General features: G+C 62.5%; 16 protein-coding genes. 11 read left to right on the plus strand and 5 right to left on the minus strand.

The features are described 5' to 3' along the window. Window positions 1-8 precede the first annotated feature (8 nt). Both ACSION_RS10540 and ACSION_RS10545 read right to left on the minus strand, forming a co-directional pair. Window positions 9-1,277 (minus strand): site-specific integrase, encoded by a 1,269-nt coding sequence (locus ACSION_RS10540; protein ID WP_046932193.1) that lies wholly within the window; start codon window positions 1,275-1,277, stop codon window positions 9-11. Beyond that, complete coding sequence (locus ACSION_RS10545) at window positions 1,274-1,696, minus strand: MerR family transcriptional regulator (RefSeq protein WP_046932166.1); 423 nt, start codon at window positions 1,694-1,696, stop codon at window positions 1,274-1,276. Before ACSION_RS10545 ends, ACSION_RS10540 begins: the two co-directional genes overlap by 4 nt. Window positions 1,697-1,795: 99 nt before the next feature. Between ACSION_RS10545 and ACSION_RS10550 the strand changes: the two genes are divergently transcribed. The 6 genes from ACSION_RS10550 (at window position 1,796) to ACSION_RS10575 (ending at window position 9,713) form a co-directional block, all read left to right on the plus strand. Further along, the gene (locus tag ACSION_RS10550) at window positions 1,796-2,980 is read left to right on the plus strand and encodes a DUF3703 domain-containing protein (protein ID WP_127170488.1); all 1,185 of its coding nucleotides are present in this window, start codon (window positions 1,796-1,798) and stop codon (window positions 2,978-2,980) included. Then, window positions 2,977-3,594: a cation diffusion facilitator family transporter gene (locus ACSION_RS10555; protein ID WP_046932167.1), complete on the plus strand. Its 618-nt coding sequence runs from the start codon at window positions 2,977-2,979 to the stop codon at window positions 3,592-3,594. The genes ACSION_RS10550 and ACSION_RS10555 overlap by 4 nt, the downstream gene beginning before the upstream one ends. A 412-nt stretch (window positions 3,595-4,006) precedes the next feature. Further along, window positions 4,007-5,284 (plus strand): TolC family protein, encoded by a 1,278-nt coding sequence (locus ACSION_RS10560; RefSeq protein ID WP_056878741.1) that lies wholly within the window; start codon window positions 4,007-4,009, stop codon window positions 5,282-5,284. Further along, window positions 5,281-6,231 (plus strand): efflux RND transporter periplasmic adaptor subunit, encoded by a 951-nt coding sequence (locus ACSION_RS10565; protein WP_080948168.1) that lies wholly within the window; start codon window positions 5,281-5,283, stop codon window positions 6,229-6,231. The genes ACSION_RS10560 and ACSION_RS10565 overlap by 4 nt, the downstream gene beginning before the upstream one ends. An 8-nt stretch (window positions 6,232-6,239) precedes the next feature. Then, on the plus strand, window positions 6,240-9,428 hold the full coding sequence (locus ACSION_RS10570; RefSeq protein ID WP_046935219.1) for an efflux RND transporter permease subunit: 3,189 nt from the start codon (window positions 6,240-6,242) through the stop codon (window positions 9,426-9,428). A gap of 9 nt (window positions 9,429-9,437) precedes the next feature. Continuing rightward, window positions 9,438-9,713 carry a hypothetical protein gene (locus tag ACSION_RS10575; RefSeq protein WP_046935218.1) on the plus strand — a complete coding sequence of 92 codons (276 nt, stop codon included), beginning with the start codon at window positions 9,438-9,440 and terminating at the stop codon, window positions 9,711-9,713. 281 nt (window positions 9,714-9,994) lie between these two features. Here the strand turns inward: ACSION_RS10575 and ACSION_RS10580 are convergent, their stop codons facing one another. Both ACSION_RS10580 and ACSION_RS10585 read right to left on the minus strand, forming a co-directional pair. Continuing rightward, window positions 9,995-11,083 carry a UvrD-helicase domain-containing protein gene (locus tag ACSION_RS10580; RefSeq protein ID WP_046933399.1) on the minus strand — a complete coding sequence of 363 codons (1,089 nt, stop codon included), beginning with the start codon at window positions 11,081-11,083 and terminating at the stop codon, window positions 9,995-9,997. After that, on the minus strand, window positions 11,061-12,638 hold the full coding sequence (locus tag ACSION_RS10585) for an ATP-dependent nuclease (protein ID WP_312771612.1): 1,578 nt from the start codon (window positions 12,636-12,638) through the stop codon (window positions 11,061-11,063). The genes ACSION_RS10580 and ACSION_RS10585 overlap by 23 nt, the downstream gene beginning before the upstream one ends. 262 nt (window positions 12,639-12,900) lie before the next feature. Between ACSION_RS10585 and ACSION_RS10590 the strand changes: the two genes are divergently transcribed. Further along, window positions 12,901-13,953 carry a DNA-binding protein gene (locus tag ACSION_RS10590; RefSeq protein WP_054668669.1) on the plus strand — a complete coding sequence of 351 codons (1,053 nt, stop codon included), beginning with the start codon at window positions 12,901-12,903 and terminating at the stop codon, window positions 13,951-13,953. Window positions 13,954-13,973: 20 nt separating this feature from the next. Here ACSION_RS10590 and ACSION_RS10595 read toward each other — a convergent pair whose 3' ends face one another. Next, the gene (locus ACSION_RS10595; protein WP_228903388.1) at window positions 13,974-14,732 is read right to left on the minus strand and encodes a hypothetical protein; all 759 of its coding nucleotides are present in this window, start codon (window positions 14,730-14,732) and stop codon (window positions 13,974-13,976) included. Window positions 14,733-14,852: 120 nt separating this feature from the next. Between ACSION_RS10595 and ACSION_RS10600 the strand changes: the two genes are divergently transcribed. The 4 genes from ACSION_RS10600 to ACSION_RS10615 all read left to right on the plus strand — a co-directional run bounded on the left by ACSION_RS10600 (window position 14,853) and on the right by ACSION_RS10615 (window position 19,049). Then, window positions 14,853-15,203, plus strand: coding sequence for a helix-turn-helix domain-containing protein (locus ACSION_RS10600; RefSeq protein WP_046934799.1), 351 nt, complete (start codon window positions 14,853-14,855; stop codon window positions 15,201-15,203). 176 nt (window positions 15,204-15,379) lie between these two features. Then, complete coding sequence (gene copL / locus ACSION_RS10605) at window positions 15,380-15,799, plus strand: transcriptional regulator CopL (protein WP_046934798.1); 420 nt, start codon at window positions 15,380-15,382, stop codon at window positions 15,797-15,799. Between the two features lie 113 nt (window positions 15,800-15,912). After that, complete coding sequence (locus tag ACSION_RS10610) at window positions 15,913-17,781, plus strand: copper resistance system multicopper oxidase (protein ID WP_046934797.1); 1,869 nt, start codon at window positions 15,913-15,915, stop codon at window positions 17,779-17,781. Further along, window positions 17,778-19,049: a copper resistance protein B gene (locus ACSION_RS10615; protein ID WP_046934796.1), complete on the plus strand. Its 1,272-nt coding sequence runs from the start codon at window positions 17,778-17,780 to the stop codon at window positions 19,047-19,049. Before ACSION_RS10610 ends, ACSION_RS10615 begins: the two co-directional genes overlap by 4 nt. The last annotated feature ends 10 nt before the right edge of the window (window positions 19,050-19,059 follow it).

Here is a 19,059-nt window from a genome sequence, read left to right on the forward strand (position 1 = left end):
GGTTGAGGTCAATCCCAGTGACGCCCGTCCTCGGCGCGCACGGAGGCTTCCAGAAAGCAGTGGTGGTTATCGGCAACGCGATGCATCTCATCCAGCAGCATGGCCATCCTCTCGTCCATGTCCGCGGCGTCGACCACCGGCATCGTGAGTCGGTACTCGCTTCCCTCGGCATCAAGCCGATGGGCTTGAAACGGGGATAGGCACATCGCCTCAATGCGTGCCCGAGCGCGGCCAGCGCCCCTGCCTCGGGGCGTAAACGGGCTCACTAGCAGGCGCAGCGTCAGGCTCACGGTCGCGGCCGGCGCTGGCAGCGCCGCCGAGGCGAGCGCGGGGGGCGGCGCGGCCTGGAGGCCGGCTTCAACGCGTTGGCGGGCGAACGGATCGCGGCCCTGGATGTAACGCATGGCCGAGTGCACGTCTCGCCATCCGACGTACTCCATCAGGGCTTTCACGTCCCAGCCGTTGTCATTGGCCCAGCCCGCAAAGCCCCGGCGAAGGGAATGGCTGCTGTAGCCTCCCACGGCCTCCAGACCTGCGGACTGAAACAGGTCGCGCAGCAAGGGGATCAGGCTGTTCGGATGCAACCCTTGGCTGCCGACGTTGCCCCATTGATCGACACGCCGGAACAGCGGGCCTTGAGTTAGCGCGGCTGCCTGCACCCAGGCCTGCGTGGCACTGACCGCGCACAAGCGCGACAGAGCGGGCACCTTGTACGTATTGCCTGCCGACTGTCTGTCGCCCTTGCTGCGCGGCAGGAAGCAGATCATTCCCTGCTCGGGTACCAGTTCCAAGTACTCAATCTGCAGCCGGATCAACTCATCGCCGCGGAATCCTCGCCAAAAGCCCAGTAACACCAGCGCCTTGTCGCGCATGGCACGCAAGGCATACGCGTGGTCGGCGCGCTCCTGGGCCGCCAGCGTGGCTTGGTCCAGCCACCCGACTACTTGGGTCAGCTGGGCCAGCTGCAACGGCGTGGCCTGCTTTTCGATTCGGGGGTGTAGCGTCTGAATGCCCTTGAGGACCTTGCGTACCAGCGGCGTACGCGTGGGATCGACGAACCCGTGCTCGGCGTGCCAATGCGCCAGTGCTGCCAGTCGTTGCTTCAGCGTGTTGATTGCTGCCTTGGGGGCCTGCTCGGCCAGATAGCGGGCCACGCTATCGGGCGTCGCCGGCAGATGGCCACCCCATTCGACCTCGAAGTGGCGCAGCGCCGAGGCATAGCTGCGCTGCGTGTTCTGACGCGTGGCCGCTTCGAGGTAGCGGTCCACATCGCTCACGCCTGGCAGCACTCCGCCGACGCGCAACCGGCCGGTTGTCGCAGCGTAGAGAGGATCGTGCACTCGGCACGTTGTCCGCCATGGCAACTGGCGATCACCCGCTCCAGTTCCCGGGCCATCCTGCGCAGATCCTCCATCCGGGCCTGGATATCAGCCAAATGACTGCGTGCCAGCCGATCTACGTCCATGCAGGACATCTGGTCGTCCCCGGACAACTGCAGCAGGCTGCGGATCTCTTCCAGACTGAAACCCAGATCCCGGCCGCGGGTAATGAAGCGCAAACGCTCGATATCGGCAGGCTCGTAAACGCGATACCCGCTGCCGGTGCGACCAGGTTGGGGTAACAGGCCGATCCGCTCGTAATAGCGGATGGTTTCCAGATGGCACCCACTGGCCTCGGCGGCCTGACTGATCTTCATGTGGCGACTTGACTCTGTAGTAGCTACGGACTTTACCTTGCCCCCTGTCCAGCCGCCAGCCTCCCGCCCGCGCGCCTCTACCCGTGTCCGGAGCTCTCCATGTTGCGCTCACGCCTGATCCGGTATGCCGCGTATCCCGCCCTGATGGGCGCGGTTCTGGCCGGCACGGCCGCAGTATTGGCCGATGGCCTGCCGGCTTGGCCAACCTTGGCGATCCTGGCGACCGCGGGCATTGCCATGGTGGCGCTGCTGGAGTGGCTGCAGCCCTACGAGCCGTCTTGGCGCCATAGCCAAGGCGACCTCAAAGCCGACTTGATGCATGGCGCCGTCAACTTTGGCCTGCTGGCCGGCACCGCCTATGGATTGCATGCCTTTCGCGGCCTGCTGCCCGCCGGCAGCCTATGGCCGACCCAGTGGCCCCTGATCGGGCAGATGCTGCTGGCGGGGCTGGTGATCGACTTGGGCCTGTATGCCATGCACCGCTTCAGTCATCGGGTGCGATGGGCATGGAAACTGCACGCTATCCACCACAGCGCTGAGCGCTTGTATTGGCTCAATGGAGAACGTCGTCACCCGTTGAGTGCACTGCTGATGGCCGGCCCGGGCTTGGGGTTGACTGTCGCCTTGGGTGCGCCGCCGCTGGTGATCAGTGCGTGGCTGACACTGATGAGTGTTCAACTGGCTTTCCAACACGCCAACTTGGACTACCGCGTTGGCCCGCTACGTCGCTGGCTAGGCGTGGCCGAAGTACATCGGTGGCATCACAAGCGTGACTATGAAGATGCCCAGGTCAACTTCGGCGAGTTCTTCATGATCTGGGATCGTCTGTGCGGCACCTTCCTTGATCGCCCTGAAACGCTGCGCGCCGGCGAGGTCGGGTTGCGCGAGGAAACGATGCCTGCCAGCTATTGGGCGCAGATGTGCTGGCCGTTTAACGAGGCTCCAGATCAACGGGATACGGCCTTTGCGCAATATCTTTGGCAAGGCGATCAAGCGCTACAACAAGGCGATCTCACGACGGCCTACAAACGGTACGAATTGGCCCACGTGCTCTCGCAGCACCGCACGCGCTTGCACGTGCGTAGTCATTGGGCGTTCGCAAGATGGGCGTGGCAAGCCCACGACATGCGCGAAATGGCTGGACAACTGCTGCGCCTGATGGCCGCTGCGACCCTGACATGGGTGTGGATGCCTAAAGGCAATACCGGTGGCGCTCGGGTAAACGCCTTGCGCACGATGCCGATTCCTTCAGAACTGCGTAATTACATGGAGAACACCCGATGAGTGACTGTGGCTGCCATCACGAGGCCAAGAACGCCCAGGAGCGACGTGTACTGTGGATTGCCTTGGTCCTCAACGCGGCCATGGCCGTCATTGGTGGCATCGCCGGCTGGATTGCCCATTCCACAGGTCTGCTGGCTGACGCGCTGGATATGCTGTCTGATGCCACCGCGTACGCCATTGGATTGGTGGCCATCGGACGCACGGCCCGCTTCAAGGCCAATGCCGCTTGGCTCAGTGGCAGCATTCTGCTGGTGCTGGGTATTGGCGTGCTGGTGGAGGTCGGACGACGGGTACTACAGGGCGCCGAACCACTCAGCGGATGGATGATCGGCACCGCGCTGCTATCGCTTGTAGTCAACGTCATCGTGTTGCGCATGCTCTCGCCGCTGAAGTCCGGGGAGGTCCATCTGCGAGCAACGTGGCTGTTTACCCGAGCCGACGTGGTGGCCAACATCGGCGTCATTCTTGCGGGCGTACTGGTGTGGTGGCTGGCCAATCCCTATCCCGACTATGTGATTGGCACCCTTATCGGTTTGTACGTGATCAAGGAAGCCATCGAGATCCTGCGTGACGCACGTCGGGCCAGCACGCAAGTGGGCAAGCCGACCGCGTGAAGATGCGTGTGCGAGCTCTGCCCGCGTTCCGCTGGCTGCTGGCGCTGAGCCTGGCACTGGGTGCCATATGGCACCCGGTGCTTACGGCGGTGGGCGAAATGCACGAGGCAGCCCATACGTGGTCCGGCGCTCACGCAGTGCTGATGACGTCCCACGCGGCCGCTGATGAGAGCGCCTTGGGCAAATCGCTCCATCAGTTACATCAACTCGCGCATTGCTGCGCGCACGCAGTCGCCGCTCCGGCGATGACTTGGGCGCCACCTCCTGCTCCGCAGCAGCAGGCCGTAGAGCCACACGCGGTGGAGACGGTGCCCACAGGGCCATTGGTCGATCCGTTCCGACCGCCTATTGCGGGCCAAGCGCTGGCGTAGGCCAGTCCTTAACCCTTGGTCTGAACTTCTGGAGTGTTGCTATGCAAGTGCGACGTGCGGCGCTGGCCGCTTGGTTGCTGCTGGGTGCAGGGATACCTGCCTGGGCGGTCGACCCCATGACATTGGACGACGCATTCGACCGCGTTGCCCAAGCCCATCCAGACCTGCGCCTGGTGCAGGCACGTACCGCGGTACTGGCGGCCGAGCACGAGGGCGCCAATCAGCGCCCGCCTTGGACATTGGGTGCCGAGGTGGAGAATGCCCTGGGTACCGGAGATGCGAGAGGCTTGGACAGCGCCGAGTTCACCGTGAGTCTGAGCTCGGTGCTGGAGCGAGGCGGGAAACTGGATGCGCGCAGGGCCCTGGCGCAGAGCCGCATCGATGCGCTGGCTGTTCAGCGGGAAGCTCGTCGGCTGGATCTGTTGGCTGAAACGGCGCGGCGCTATCTGGCATTGGTTGCAGCGGACAAGGCCGCCAAGATTGCCCAAGTCGATATCCAACAGCGCCAGCGTACCGTGGCCGCTGCTCGTCAACGTGTGCAGGCCGGCGCCTCACCCGAGTCGGTGCTGTTGACTGCACAGGCTGCCTTGGCAAGAGCCGAGCTGGCCCAAGCAAGGGCCTCCCAGCAAGCCAGCGCTGCACGCCAGCATCTGGCCGCCCTCTGGGGGGAGCGTGAACCCGTGTCGGCGCCGGTCGCTGGCAACCCGCTCGCACTACCGGCGATCGGTTCTCTGGAAACCCTTTCCTCAGAACTGCAGCGTTCTCCCGAGCTGGCCCAGTTTGTCGACGAGCGGCGCATTGCCGAAGCACGTTTGAATCTGGCTCGCACAGCAGGCACGTCGGATCTGGCTTGGCAAGTCGGCGTGCGTCGGATGCAGGACACAAGCGACACCGCGCTCGTGGGGGGCATCTCGCTGCCTTTGGGTGCTCGAAGCCGGGCGCAACCAGAGATTCGTGCCGCTGAGGCGGAGTTGGAAGTGCTTTCGATCGAACGTGAGGCGCAGGGAATGGCGTTGTATTCCACCCTGGTCGAAGCCCACGGCCGTTACACCGTCGCCCGTGACGAAGTGGCCCGTCTTCAAGACGATGTGCTGCCCAAGCTGACCAAGGCTGAGCAAGCGGCCGAGCGTGCATATCGCGCTGGGGCCATCAGCTATCTGGAATGGGCGCAGCTGCAGTCCGAAAGGACCGCAGCTCTGCAGCAACAACTGGACGTCGCGCTCGATGCGCAACGTGCCCTCATCGAAATCCAACGGCTCACCGGCCAGGCCATGGTTGCCTCTGCCGCTGCCGCCACCTCCGGAGAGTTGACCCCATGAGCCGTTTCCCCTGGATCGCGCTGGCCCTGACATTGGCCCTGACGGCTTGTAGTGGCCCGGCACCCAATGCCCGTGGCGAGGCCGAAGAAGGCCATGAGGCCGAAGAACAAGGCGAGCACGAAGAACTGCCCCAACAGACCACGATCGAGGCCCAAACGGCACAGTCCGCCGGCATCCGCGCCGCCCGCGTGGGTCCTGGCCAGATCGCCGATGAGCAGGAAGTCCAAGGGCTGCTTACGCCGGTCGAAGGTCGCATCGCCCTGGTGACTGCACGTTTCCCCGGTCCTGTGCGTGCCGTTCGCGTAGGCGTGGGCGACCAGGTCAAGGCAGGACAGGTGCTCGCGACGGTGGAGAGCAACTTGAGCCTGACGACCTATTCCGTTACCGCCCCCATAAGCGGCGTGGTGATGGCGCGGACCGCCTCGGTCGGCACGTCTGCCGCCGAAGGCGCGCCCTTGTTCGAGATCGCAGATCTGTCCACCTTGTGGGTAGATCTGCATATCTTCGGACGGGACGCCGGGCACATCGAAGCTGGTGTGCCGGTGACCGTGAGCCGATTGAGTGATAGCGTTTCCGAGCAGACGACCTTGGAACGCGTGCTGCCCGGCACCGCCACGGCCAGCCAAAGCACGATCGCACGCGCGAGCTTGCGCAATGCCGATGGACGCTGGCGGCCAGGTTCCGCCGTTAAAGCACGCATTACCGTTGATCGCGCAGAAGCGGATCTGGTAGTCCCCGTGACCGCGCTGCAGACCGCCGAAGATCGGGACGTGGTGTACGTGCAACAGGGCGAGGTCTATCACACGCGCCCGGTGAAGCTAGGCCGACGCGACGCCGAACGGGTGGAAGTCTTAGAAGGCCTGAAGGCCGGTGAGCAGGTGGTGGTGGCCCAGAGCTTCCTGGTCAAGGCCGACATCGAGAAGTCCACCGTCGAAGAAGAAGAGTGAGGCCCGCCATGCTCGAACGCCTCATCCATTTTTCCATTCGCCATCGCTGGCTGATGCTGGTACTGACCGCAGCGCTTATTGCGCTCGGCGTGTGGAGCTATCGTCAGCTGTCCATTGACGCCACGCCCGACATCACCAACGTCCAGGTCCAGATCAACACCCAGGCGCCAGGTTACTCGCCGCTGGAAGCCGAGCAACGGGTGACATTCCCCATTGAAACGGCGATGGCCGGCTTGCCCCAGTTGGACTACAGCCGCTCGTTGTCTCGCTATGGGTTATCGCAGGTGACGGTCGTCTTCAAGGATGGGACGGACCTGTACTTCGCGCGCCAGCAGGTCGCCGAGCGCCTGCAGCAAATCACGTCTCAGCTTCCTGAGGGGCTAGATCCTGAGATGGGGCCGATCTCTACCGGTCTAGGTGAGATCTTCATGTACACGGTGGAAGCCGAGCCCGATGCCCGCAAGCCCGATGGCTCCCCGTACACGGCCACGGACCTGCGGACGCTGCAGGATTGGGTGATCCGCCCGCAACTGCGCACCACGCCTGGGGTGACCGAGGTCAACACCATCGGTGGCTTTGAACGGCAGATCCACATCACTCCCGATCCAGCGCAACTGGTAGCCCTGGGATTCACGCTCCAAGACGTTGTTGGCGCGGTGATGCGCAACAACCAGAACGTGGGAGCCGGCTACATCGAGCGCAACGGGCAGCAGTTCCTGGTGCGCGTACCGGGCCAGCTACGGGATGTGGACGCGGTCGGCAGCATCGTGCTGGATCGTCGTGATGGCGTCCCGATCCGCGTGCGCGATGTCGCCACCGTTGGCGAAGGCAAGGAGCTGCGCACCGGCGCGGCCACGCAGAACGGGCATGAGGTGGTCGTCGGTACGGCCTTTATGCTGTTTGGCGCCAACAGTCGCGACGTTTCTCGGGCCGCTGTGGCCAAGCTGGAGGCTGCCAACGCCAGTCTGCCCGAAGGTGTGCACGCCAAGGCGGTGTATGACCGCACGGCGTTGGTAGATCGCACCATAGGGACCGTTGCCAAGAACCTGATCGAAGGCGCGCTTCTGGTGGTGGTGGTGTTGTTCCTGTTACTGGGCAATGTCCGGGCGTCGTTGATCACCGCAGCTGTGATCCCGCTGGCCATGCTGTTCACCATCATCGGCATGGTGCGAGGCAACGTATCGGGCAATCTGATGAGCCTGGGCGCGTTGGACTTCGGGCTTATCGTGGATGGTGCGGTCATCATCATCGAGAACTGCCTGCGTCGTTTCGGCGAGGCGCAGAATGCGCTGGGCAGGCAACTCAACGATCAAGAGCGATATGACCTGACGGCTTCGGCAACGGCGGAAGTCATTCGACCGAGCCTGTTCGGCCTGGGCATTATCGCGGCCGTCTATCTGCCGATCTTTGCCCTCTCCGGCGTCGAGGGGAAGATGTTCCACCCCATGGCCATTACCGTCGTCCTGGCGCTGACCGGCGCGATGATGCTGTCGCTGACGTTCGTGCCAGCGGCCATTGCAACCTTCCTGCGTGGACGCGTGGCCGAGCACGATAACCGACTGATGCGCTGGTCACGAGCTCGCTACACGCCGCTGCTGGATTGGGCGCTACGCCGTCGATTGGCCGTACTGGGCGGCGCCACGGTACTGGTGGTCGCGTGCGGCATCCTGGCCACGCGGCTGGGATCGGAGTTCGTGCCCAGCCTGGATGAGGGCGACATCACGCTGCAGCCGATGCGGATTCCAGGCACGAGTCTGGAGCAATCGGTGGCGATGCAGGAAACATTGGAGAAGCGATTGGCGCAGTTTCCCGAGGTGGCCAACATTTTCTCCAAGATCGGTACCGCCGAGGTAGCCACCGATCCGATGCCCCCCTCGATGGCCGACACGTTCCTCATGCTCAAGCCGCGGGATCAGTGGCCAGATCCCCGCAAGCCCAAGGCAGAGTTGATCGAAGAACTGGAGCAAGCCGCCAAGAAAATCCCCGGTAGCAACTATGAGTTCACCCAGCCCATCCAGATGCGCACGAACGAACTGATCTCCGGCGTCCGCTCGGACGTGGCGATCAAGGTCTATGGCGATGATCTGGATCAGCTCGCACGACTTGCTGGCCGCATCGAGCGGGCAATGCGTGAAGTGCCTGGTGCTGAGGACGTGAAGTCTGAGCAAGTGAGCGGACTGCCGTTGCTCACGGTAACCCCAGACCCGGTAGCGCTGGCACGGTATGGATTGAATCCAGGAGATGTGCAGGAGACGGTGGCCACCGCTATCGGTGGTCAGGTAGCGGGCCAGTTCATTGAAGGCGATCGTCGCTTCGCTCTCGTGGTCCGGCTACCCGAAACATTGCGCTCAGATCCGGCGGTGCTGGCAGACCTGCCGATTCCGTTGCCCGAGGACAATAGTCCCGATGAGTCCAGCCGTGAGGCGACATGGCGTGGCGGTAGCCCTCGGACCGTGCCGTTACGTGAGGTCGCTACCATCCAAGTCGAGCGTGGACCGAACCAGGTGAACCGCGAGAACGGCAAGCGACGCGTGGTCATCACGGCCAATGTGCGCGAACGCGATCTGGGAAGTTTCGTGGGAGATTTGCGCACCAAAATCGGCGAGGAAGTGAAGATGCCGGAAGGCTACTGGGTGGCCTATGGAGGCACGTTCGAGCAATTGATCTCCGCCAGCCAGCGCCTTTCCGTAGTCGTTCCGGTCACCTTGGCTCTCATATTTGCTCTGCTGTTCATGGCCTTTGGGTCGGCAAAGGACGCTGCGATCGTGTTCAGCGGGGTACCGCTGGCGCTGACCGGCGGCGTCATCGCGCTGGCGCTGCGCGGAATTCCGTTGTCCATCTCCGCCGGCGTGGGCTTCATCGCCCTATCGGGCGTGGCGGTGTTGAACGGCTTGGTCATGATTGCCTTCATCCGACGCCTGCGCGAACAAGGCGATCCGCTGGATGAGGCCGTGCGCGATGGTGCGCTCGGCAGGCTGCGTCCGGTGCTGATGACCGCGCTGGTGGCTTCTTTGGGCTTCTTGCCGATGGCTCTCAATGTCGGTGCGGGTTCGGAAGTCCAGCGGCCCCTGGCGACCGTGGTGATCGGTGGCATCTTGTCCTCGACCGCCTTGACCCTGTTTGTATTGCCCGTGCTGTACCGGTGGTTACACCGAGAGCGCGACCGGCCCGTTCTCCCGACCACGGCGCTCGCATGAGGCAGCATCATGCCCAAGCCTGACCTGGAAATTGTGCGTGCGGCGATGTTCGCCGATCCCGGGGTGAAGGCGGTCGACGATCTGCGGTGGATGCCTGCCGCATCCGGGCTGGGCATTCAGGCCACGGTGACAGTGGCCTCATCGGCGGTGGACCTGGCCACAGTGCAGGCCGTCGTGGGCCAGATTCTCGCCACTCAGTTCGGCGTAACAGAACTACACCTGACATTCAACGATCCCGGGCCGGCACCGGCGCAACCGACCCGTGGGCCTATCGAAAAGAGGTAAAGCGGAGGGCGGCATTGCCGCCCTCCGAACCCTCAACCAATCCAACCGAAGGCAAACACCGTTCCCAAGGTCGTGCTGAGCGCTGCTACGCCCCACAACCCAAACGCTGATCCGTCGCAATCGCGTGCAGGTGGCGGCCAGCCTGGGGTCGGCTGGGCACGGAGGAGCGCGTGCTCGCCATAGCAGTGCGCCAGAGAGCGCCAGCAGGCCAAAGGCCAGGCCGAACACCAACGCCTTGTGCAGCCCACCGGGCGCGCCGGCAGCGTGGGAGCAGCACCCGACTAGTCTCGGGACTCATAGACTTGGTGCCCTGGCCAGGCGCAGGCGCCTGCCAGGACAAAGGCCACGCTTTGCCGGGCCCGCGTGAACGCCACGTAGTACTTCGCCGGTGAGGTGATACGGGAGGCGTCAGCGGTGCGCAGGAACTGGGCCAGGGGGCCATTGGGATAGATCAGCACGCGGGAGTATGTCCGTCCCTTGGCTTGTCCAAAGTTGACCGCAGGATAGCCATCGCAGGCTTCCCGCCGGTCGTAACGCAGGACGGTGGGCGCGAACTGCAGTACATATTTTTGCACCAGAGTGGGTGCCACCACATAAATGCCCTCATGCCCGGTCAGCTCGCTATTTCCTGACTCGGTGCGCGGCATCTGCGGATACAGCGCATCGGCCAGATCACACAGCGACTGCGCACAGCGGTGGCTGATCACCCGATGCTGGATCTGACACAAGTTCCGCGCCTGCCAGGCTTGGAAAAGCCCCATCATGGCCACACCACGGTATTGCTGGTGACGCGGAGAATGGTTGGTGGCGTAGGTCGCCTGGCGGGTATCACCCACCAGCGTGATCTCGATGCCGCTGGAGAGCAGGCGCTCGACCAGGTCCAGGTCGTAGCCGGCCAAGTCCTGGACCTCATCGATGTAGAGCTCGTCGTACATGGCCGCCAAACGCTCGATGACACGGCCTTGGGTAAGCTCATCGCAGCGCACGGCAAAGTCAGCGGCGCGATCGGAATATATTCGATCGCCGGCCAGATAGTGACGAGCCACCTGACTACGGGGAGCACGATTGTTGGTCCTGCCCTCAACGAAGAGGATGGACTCCACGCGGGGCTGGGCACACAGCGCCGCCTGATAGGGCCGAATGCACTCGCGCAGCAGAAAGCTGTACCAACTGTAGAGCGACACGTGCGCCGGCACGGCGCCAGCCTGCCGTTCAAACGCGCGCCTGATCTCTTCCAGGTTCTCAAGCGTGTAGGTCAGGATGGCGATCCGGCGTTGCGGGCGCGCCAGGGACTGGCGCACCAACATCGTCGTCTTGCCCGAACCGGCCGCCGAGAGCAGTACCTGATTAGGCGATGGCACGCTGGACATAGTCCGGAAACACGATCGAGTGGGGACTATTGAAGATGGCCAACGCTGTATCGGTCTTGTTGCCCTTCATGAACTTCAACAGCGCCGCCTCATCGGCGAACGTTTTATCCAACACCAGATTCAATTGCGCCAGCGTATTTGCCTTGATCAATTGTTGCTCCAGCGAGGGTGCGTCCTCATCGGAGTCATAGTAGATGTAGTTCAGGAAATCAGCGTAGCGTTCCTGCAGCAGGGCTACGTCGCCGTCGTTGTCGGTAACGACAGCGGTTGGGATATCCAGGCGTTGGGCGATCTGCAGAAATCGCTTGAAGGCCAGGGAGTTGACCGAGATCACGTCCACGCCACGGGCCAACGGCGACACGCCGTGGTGATCCTTGAAGGCTCGCTGGACGATCAACTCGTCCGAGGGGCCCTCGACAAGGATCGCCTGCTTGGCCAGGATCAACCGCAGGGTGTCATGACCCGGCAGCTTCATGAAGTAGTCGTGCGTATCGGTCGGCAGTTGGTCCAGTTTTATGTGTCCGCGTGCACTGAAGAGGATCACGTTGTCCACGCCGAGCTTGTTCAACACGAAGCTGCTATGCGTTGCAATGATGACTTGCTGGGCGGTGGACAGAGCTGCGATCTTGTCGATCAGTTGGGTCATACTGGAGAAGGACAGATGATTCTCGGGCTCTTCTACCAGCAGCACGTGCGCAGCACCGGCCGCGCGCATGGCCAGTTTCATTTTGACCGCACTCTGTTCGCCTTTGCCGGCGTGGGTGAAAGGAAGATCGTCCAGGTAGGGAGACAGACTGGCCTCCCACGTCGACCGCGCCGAGGTGTCCACACCCACGGTCAGCGTCTTATTGCTGACATCGCCCGCATTTTCGGCCAGGAACGTGTTGATGGCCGCCACGTCCGTTTCCTGGGAAAAGCTCTGCCGCATGCGGCGATAACTCAGCGACAAGGCCACGCGCTGAGCCGGAGAAAGCACCTGGTCGATGATGCTGCCGATGTAGCGATCCGTGCCTGAAAAGGTCTTGGCACTGGTGGTATCGATTATCGTGGAGTCGAATGGGATGCTGCGGGCGGTGACGCCATTGTTGGCGAAGGAATACCAGCGGATGGTGTAGTACTCCACCGGCAAGCTGCCCCCCTGGTGCTCGCGCAAATAGGCATCGAACTCGGGGCGATAGTCTTCGTTGAGTTCGATCAGCAGCCGAATGCCGGCCATGTCAGCGCCGAGGGAGTTGTTGGTACCCCGCAATGAAGCCAGGGTGGCATCCCGTCCGAGGTAAGCCTCGATCACGATCCGCGGAGGCGAACCAGGCTGTCCATCCCGCAGACGTGCCAGATACTCGTCGACAGCCGGTTGGTGGAACAGGTAGGGGGTGATTTCGTAGGCGATGCCTCGTCCGTGCAATTGGCCGGTCACGACAGCATGAATAGCTTCCAATAGCGTGGACTTGCCGACCTCGTTGTTGCCCACGATCAGGTTCATGTGGGGGTTGAGCGGCAAATCCAGGTGGCCAAACGCCTTGAAGTTCTCGATGACGACTCGTTCGATCGGCATGGTTCATCCCTGTACGACTGCAGCGCGAGCACGGCGCCCGGAGCCATCCGGACACGCCGGCATGGCGTTCATACTAAACCGGGCCAGTGGGGCGGATTTCGTACGGGTGAGACACCCCGGAGGCGGCTGGCGGCCGATCACGCGGGATAATTCAACATTATCCCGCCTGAGCAAAGCCGCCGCCGAACGGCCGCCTGCACTCTTTATTAGTATGTAATTACATGGTATGTAATACATTACGAAATAATTGGAGAACAGCATCATGGCGCGCGCAGGACTCTACAAAGGGGATGTCCAGAAAGCGCGTGACGCGCTGCTGGCCCAAGGCAAGAAGCCTTCCGTGGACGCGGTTCGGGTGGCTCTGGGCAACACGGGCTCCAAGACCACGATCCATCGCTACTTGCGTGAACTGGAAGAGGAGGAGGGCGGCGGTCCGTCACGTGCGGTGGCCGTGAGTGAGGCCTTGCAAGACTTGGTCGCGCGCCTGGCTGCGCGACTTCAAGAGGAGGCAGAAGCGATCCTCACCAGGGAGCGAGAACGCCATGGGGCCGAACTCCAGCGTCAGCAACAAGCGCTTTCCACCGCCCAACAGGAAGCCGCTGCCCTGGGCAGTCAGCTGCAGCGCACTGAGACCAGCTTGACGCAAGAGCAAGCCGCTCACGCCCTACTTCAGCAGAATCTGCGCGACAAGGTCGCGGAAATCGCCCAGTTGAATGAGCGCATCGCCGGCATGACGGTGCGGCTGGCTGATTACGAGGCGCATACGCGTTCTCTGGAGGACAAGCATGCCCACGCCCGGGAAGCGCTCGAGCACTACCGCGCTTCAACCAAAGAGCAGCGCGAGCAAGAGCTTCGCCGTCACGAGCATCAGATCCAAGAGCTGCAAGTAGCCTTACGTCAGGCCAATGAAGCCTTGGGCGCGAAGAATCAGGAGCTGTTGGTGCTTAACCGCGACAATGGCCAATGGCTGGAGCGCCATGGGCGGATTGAGCGTGAGCTTGTCCAGTTGAGGCAGGTCCACGAAGGCCAACACAGCGAGATCGTGGCGTTGCGCCAGACCGCAACGGACCACATGGCACTGCAGGAGCGCTGGAAGACTGACGTCAAGGCCTTGGATGCCCTGCGCAGCGAGCTAGCTCAAGTCCAAGACACCCTTGCGCAGGAGCGTGAGCGCCGCCAGAGCGCTGAAGCCGATGCGTTGCGTGCCAACGCGCGTCTTGAAGCGCTGGAGCCCCTGCTGAATCAACTGACGCCGGCACAAAATACGGTGAAGAGAACCCGGCGCAGCAGTACGCAGGGTGGGGGAGCGGACTAACGAGGCTACTCGTTTGCCTGCTAGCGGCCGGGATAGCGCTCCCCAGTCCAGTACGCCCATTCCATAGGTACGACCCAGTCTACGAACAGCTTGGCTACTGAGGACTCCGGTGCCAGATGGTAGGGCTTGAACATGCCTTGCTGGGGCGAACTGGTCATCAGGTAGCGCAAGCGCTTCTTGACCTCTTGAAAGATGGCCTCGCGCACATGGGCGCTGTCGTGCACGCCAAGACGCATTGCCACCGACGCGCCTTGGCGTACCGCCGCCCAGCAACAATAGCGCCACTGCGCGATCGGCAGACCCCGCGGTCCGGATTGAAACACGAACCCCACATCACGTGCCCAGCCTGGGTCGAAGTGATGTTTGAGCAATTGCTGCTCTAGAAACTGCTCGGTCTCCCAGAGTGCAAGTTCATCCCACAGCTCTAGTTTTGCGTCCGCCAGTTCTACATCGTGTGCCATATCACCGAGTTGGTCTTCCAGCACCGGGAGCAGGTGCCTGCGCTCGTGGGTAGACCAGGCGAAAGCCCATTGCAGATCTTCGATGGGCGTGACCTCGGCATCGGGTCGGATCTGCCATCGATCCGCTGGCCAGGGAACTTGGATCAGGGCCAAGTCTCGCAAGGCGTCCAGCACCAGCAAGGTGGAGCGGCGTGTGGGCGCCACCGGTATGCGTCGTAGCTGCGCGGCCAGCAGCGCGGCAAGGAAAAGGGTGCCACGAAGCCCCAACGCCTCGATGCTGGCGACCCCAGATGGCGTCATTGACGAGGTTCCGGGCATGCGGGTTCCGGGGGTGAGGGAGCGGCGTGGCTCCTGGCGATGGCAGCGCTACCGGGGTCGCCGGTTGCCTCAAAGCTAAGAATATCTTAGTATGCAAGGCAGGGTACATCCGCCATCCTTATGGGGTCTCCATGGGGTGCGCGCGTGACTTTGTCAGTCGACTCAACACCGACCTTCGCTCGACGCCTCAAACAAGCCCGCCTGCACACGGGCTTGTCGCAGAAGGAGTTGGGCATCCGGGCCGGTCTGGATCCTCACGTGGCCAGCCCCCGAATCAACCAGTACGAGCGTGGCAAGCACGAGCCGAAGCTGGAGACCGCTGAGCGGTTGGCTCAAGCGTTGGGGATCCCCGCCGCGTTGCTGTACACCGATGATGATCTGCTGGCGAAGTTGCTCCTACGCTGGGGCTCGCTCAGCAAGCAGCAGAAGCGCGAGCTGGTGAAGCTGATCGAGAGCACATCCGAGAAGTAGGCCGTACGGTCGCTCGCTTTATGGGCAGCACTTCGCTTCAACCCGGCCCTTTGGAGCGCCCCCGGATGGAACACCAGTGGGCGCGGCTAGCGCGACTAACGGGGCGCGGCATCTCAGGCCTGCCTGAGATTTTGTTCACGACCGATACACGCGCGCCTTGTCTAAAGTGATTTACCATGTCACCCGTGTCAGCCTCCTCACTTCTACTGCGACTGATCCTGATCGCCATGCTCGTGCTTAACGGGGCGTGGTCGGCGTTTGCGTCGGTCAGTATGAATCCGGTGATGGAAGAGCAGGCCAGCGAAGTCGCTGCCGCGGTGCAAGTCGACGAAGACTGCGTCGCCCATCACAGTGCTGAGCATCATCCCGATGCCACATCGATTGAAAAGGCTGGCACTGGGCACGGCGATCATGCCGGCCCCGACTGTTGCAAGTCGTCTGCGTGCCGGTGCGCCTGCGTGCACGCGTGCGCGAGCGCATTGCCTGCGCGCCTGCATGTTTCGGTACAACTGGCCTTGGGCCTGGATGTCATGCCGCTGCCCTTGGGGCATCCGGCGCCTGCCTTGCCTCATCTGATCCGACCACCGATCGGCTAAGCGTCCCTAGGCGCCGCAATGGCGCCGTTGGTGTGGCTTGCATGCCTGTATAGGCCAGCCACCCGCTCTGTACCACCGCCTGCCGGTGGCAACACGACGCTTGGAGCATTTACATGTCGCATGATGATTTTCGTGGTCCACATGGTGGACCGCTGCTGCCTTCGCGGCGGCGATTTGTCCAAGGCTTGGCCTTGGGAGGCGCAGTCGCAGGATTGGGGTTCTGGCCCAAAGCCAGTTGGGCGCTCAAGGGCCCCGGACAAGCCAACGTATTGTCGGGCACCGAGTTTGACCTGACCATCGGCGAGACGCCGATGAACTTCACCGGCAAGACCCGCACCGCGATCACGGTCAACGGGTCCGTTCCGGCGCCGTTGCTGCGGTGGCGGGAAGGCACCACGGTCAACCTGCGTGTCTCCAATGCATTGCCGGCCAACTCCCTCCATGGCACGGATACTTCCATCCATTGGCACGGCATCATTCTGCCGGCCAACATGGACGGCGTGCCGGGCCTGAGCTTTGACGGCATCGGACGTGGTGAGACCTACCACTATAGGTTCACCCTGCATCAGGGCGGAACCTACTGGTACCACAGCCACTCAGGTTTCCAGGAACAAGCTGGGCTTTATGGACCGATCGTGATCGATCCACTGGAGCCAGAGCCTTTCAGCTTCGATCGCGACTACGTCGTGATGCTGAGCGATTGGACAGACCTGGACCCGACGGCCCTGTTCGATCGTTTGAAGAAGATGCCGGGCCATGACAACTACTACAAGCGCACGGTCGGCGATTTCGCGCGCGATGTGAAGCGCAATGGTCTGTCGGCCACGTTGGAAGATCGCAAGATGTGGGGCGTGATGCGAATGACGCCCACGGATCTGTCCGACGTCAACGCCAACACCTACACCTACCTGATGAACGGCACGACCTCTCTGGGCAACTGGACCGGGTTGTTCCGCAGTGGCGAGAAGGTGCGTCTGCGTTTCATCAATGGCTCTGCCATGACGTACTTCGATGTGCGTATTCCGGGGTTGAAGATGACCGTGGTCGCGGCGGATGGCTTGTACGTCCATCCGGTTTCGGTCGACGAGTTCCGCATTGCAGTAGCAGAAACCTTCGATGTGATCGTGGAGCCCTCCGGGCAGGACGCATTCACCATCTTTGCCCAGGACTCCGGTCGCACCGGCTACGTCAGCGGCACGCTCGCCGTGCGCGAAGGACTACGCGCGCCTCTTCCGTCTGTGGATCCCCGGCCGCTGCTGACGATGGCAGACATGGGCATGGATCATGGATCGATGGATATGTCTGGCGGCAGCAAGGGCATGGAAGGCGGCTGTGGTGCAGCCATGGGCATGCCCGGCATGACCCCACCTGCCAGCGGCAATGAGGCCTCGGCCCATGCGGGTCACGCGATGCCCGCCGCCGGCGATGGTGCCATGGCCGGCATGCAGCATGGGGGCATGCAATCACACCCTGCCAGCGAGACCAACAATCCGCTGTTGGACAACCAAGCCATGAGCGTGACTTCGCGCTTGGACGATCCGGGCAATGGCCTGCGCGATAACGGCCGTCATGTACTGACGTATTCCATGCTCAAGAGCACCTTTGAAGACCCTGACGGACGCGACCCCGGTCGCGAGATCGAGCTGCATCTGACCGGACACATGGAGAAATTCTCCTGGGGTTTCAATGGTCAGAAGTTTTCCGATGTCGAGCCGCTACGGCTGAACTACGGCGAGCGCATGCGCATCGTATTGGTCAACGACACGATGATGACCCACCCGATCCATTTGCACGGCATGTGGAGCGATGTGGAAGACGATAGCGGCAACTTCATGGTGCGCAAGCACACGGTGGACATGCCGCCAGGCAGCCGACGTACGTATCGCGTGCGTGCCGATGCGTTGGGCAGCTGGGCGTTCCATTGCCACCTGCTCTATCACATGGAAGCCGGAATGATGCGCACGGTGAGGGTCGACGAATGAACATCAATAGACGCAATACCACCCTGACTGCGCTGACCCTGGCTATCTCGCTGGCCCTGGCCAATGCGGCCAGCGCCCAATCCATGCAGCACGGCTCCATGCCGATGGAGCAGGGCGCGCAGACCCAGGCTCAGGATCACTCTGCACATCAGGCGCCGACATCAAAGCCTGCGCCAGCCCCCAAACCTACAACACCGGCCAAGACCAGCGAAGCGACTATCGATCATGCGGCGATGGGCCATGCCGCGCCGCCGGCTCAAGCAGCCGAGCCTGCCATGCAGGGCATGGACCACTCGCAGATGGGGCACAGCTCGCCCGCGAGTACACCTGCAGCGCCCAAAGCGCAGACGCAGCCGATGCAGGGCATGGATCACAGTCAGATGGCACAGCCCGCTGCGTCCGACGCCTCCAGCACGTCCACGCCTGCGATGCAGGGGATGGACCATTCGCAGATGGGCCACGGTTCGCCCGCATCCGCTACGCCAGAAGCTGGCATGCAATCGATGGAGGGCATGGACCACAGTCAGATGGGACATGGGCCTGTCGCACCAACGCAGCCGCGCACCCCGATTCCTGCGGTGACCGAGGCTGATCGTCAGGCGGCCATCGCGCCCGCACACGCGCATCCGGTGCATGACAATTCGATCAAGAGCTACGTACTGCTCAATCGCCTGGAAGCCTGGGATGCCGATCCGGGCACCGGGCTGGGTTGGGAGGGTCAGGGTTGGATCGGTACGGACCTCAATCGCGTCTGGTTCCGCAGTGAAGGCGAACGCACAGATGGTCAGACCGAGTCGGCTGATCTGGAAGTGCTCTACGGCCGCAGTATCTCCACGTGGTGGGATGTGGTGGCCGGTGTGCGCCATGACTTCAAGCCGGGGGCTTCGCAGAACTTCGCCGCTATCGGCGTACAGGGCTTGGCACCGATGAAGTTCGAAGTATCCGCCACAGCCTATCTCGGCGAAGGCGGCCAGACTGCTGCCAATGTCGAGGCCGAGTACGAACTGCTGCTGACCAATCGGCTGATCCTGCAGCCGCTGGTGGAGGTCACGGCGTATGGCAAGAACGATCCATTGCGCGGAATAGGTTCGGGTCTGAGTACCGCTGAGGCGGGCCTGCGACTTCGTTATGAGTTCACCCGAAAGTTCGCTCCCTACATCGGCGTGGTGTATGAGCGTGCGTTTGGCAATACCGCAGACATGCGACGCGAGCATGGCGAGTCTTTTGAAGACACGCGCTTGGTCATCGGCCTTCGTACCTGGTTCTAAGGGGAACTGA

The organism is Pseudoxanthomonas sp. LjRoot125, assembly GCF_964252705.1.
GTDB lineage: Bacteria > Pseudomonadota > Gammaproteobacteria > Xanthomonadales > Xanthomonadaceae > Pseudoxanthomonas_A.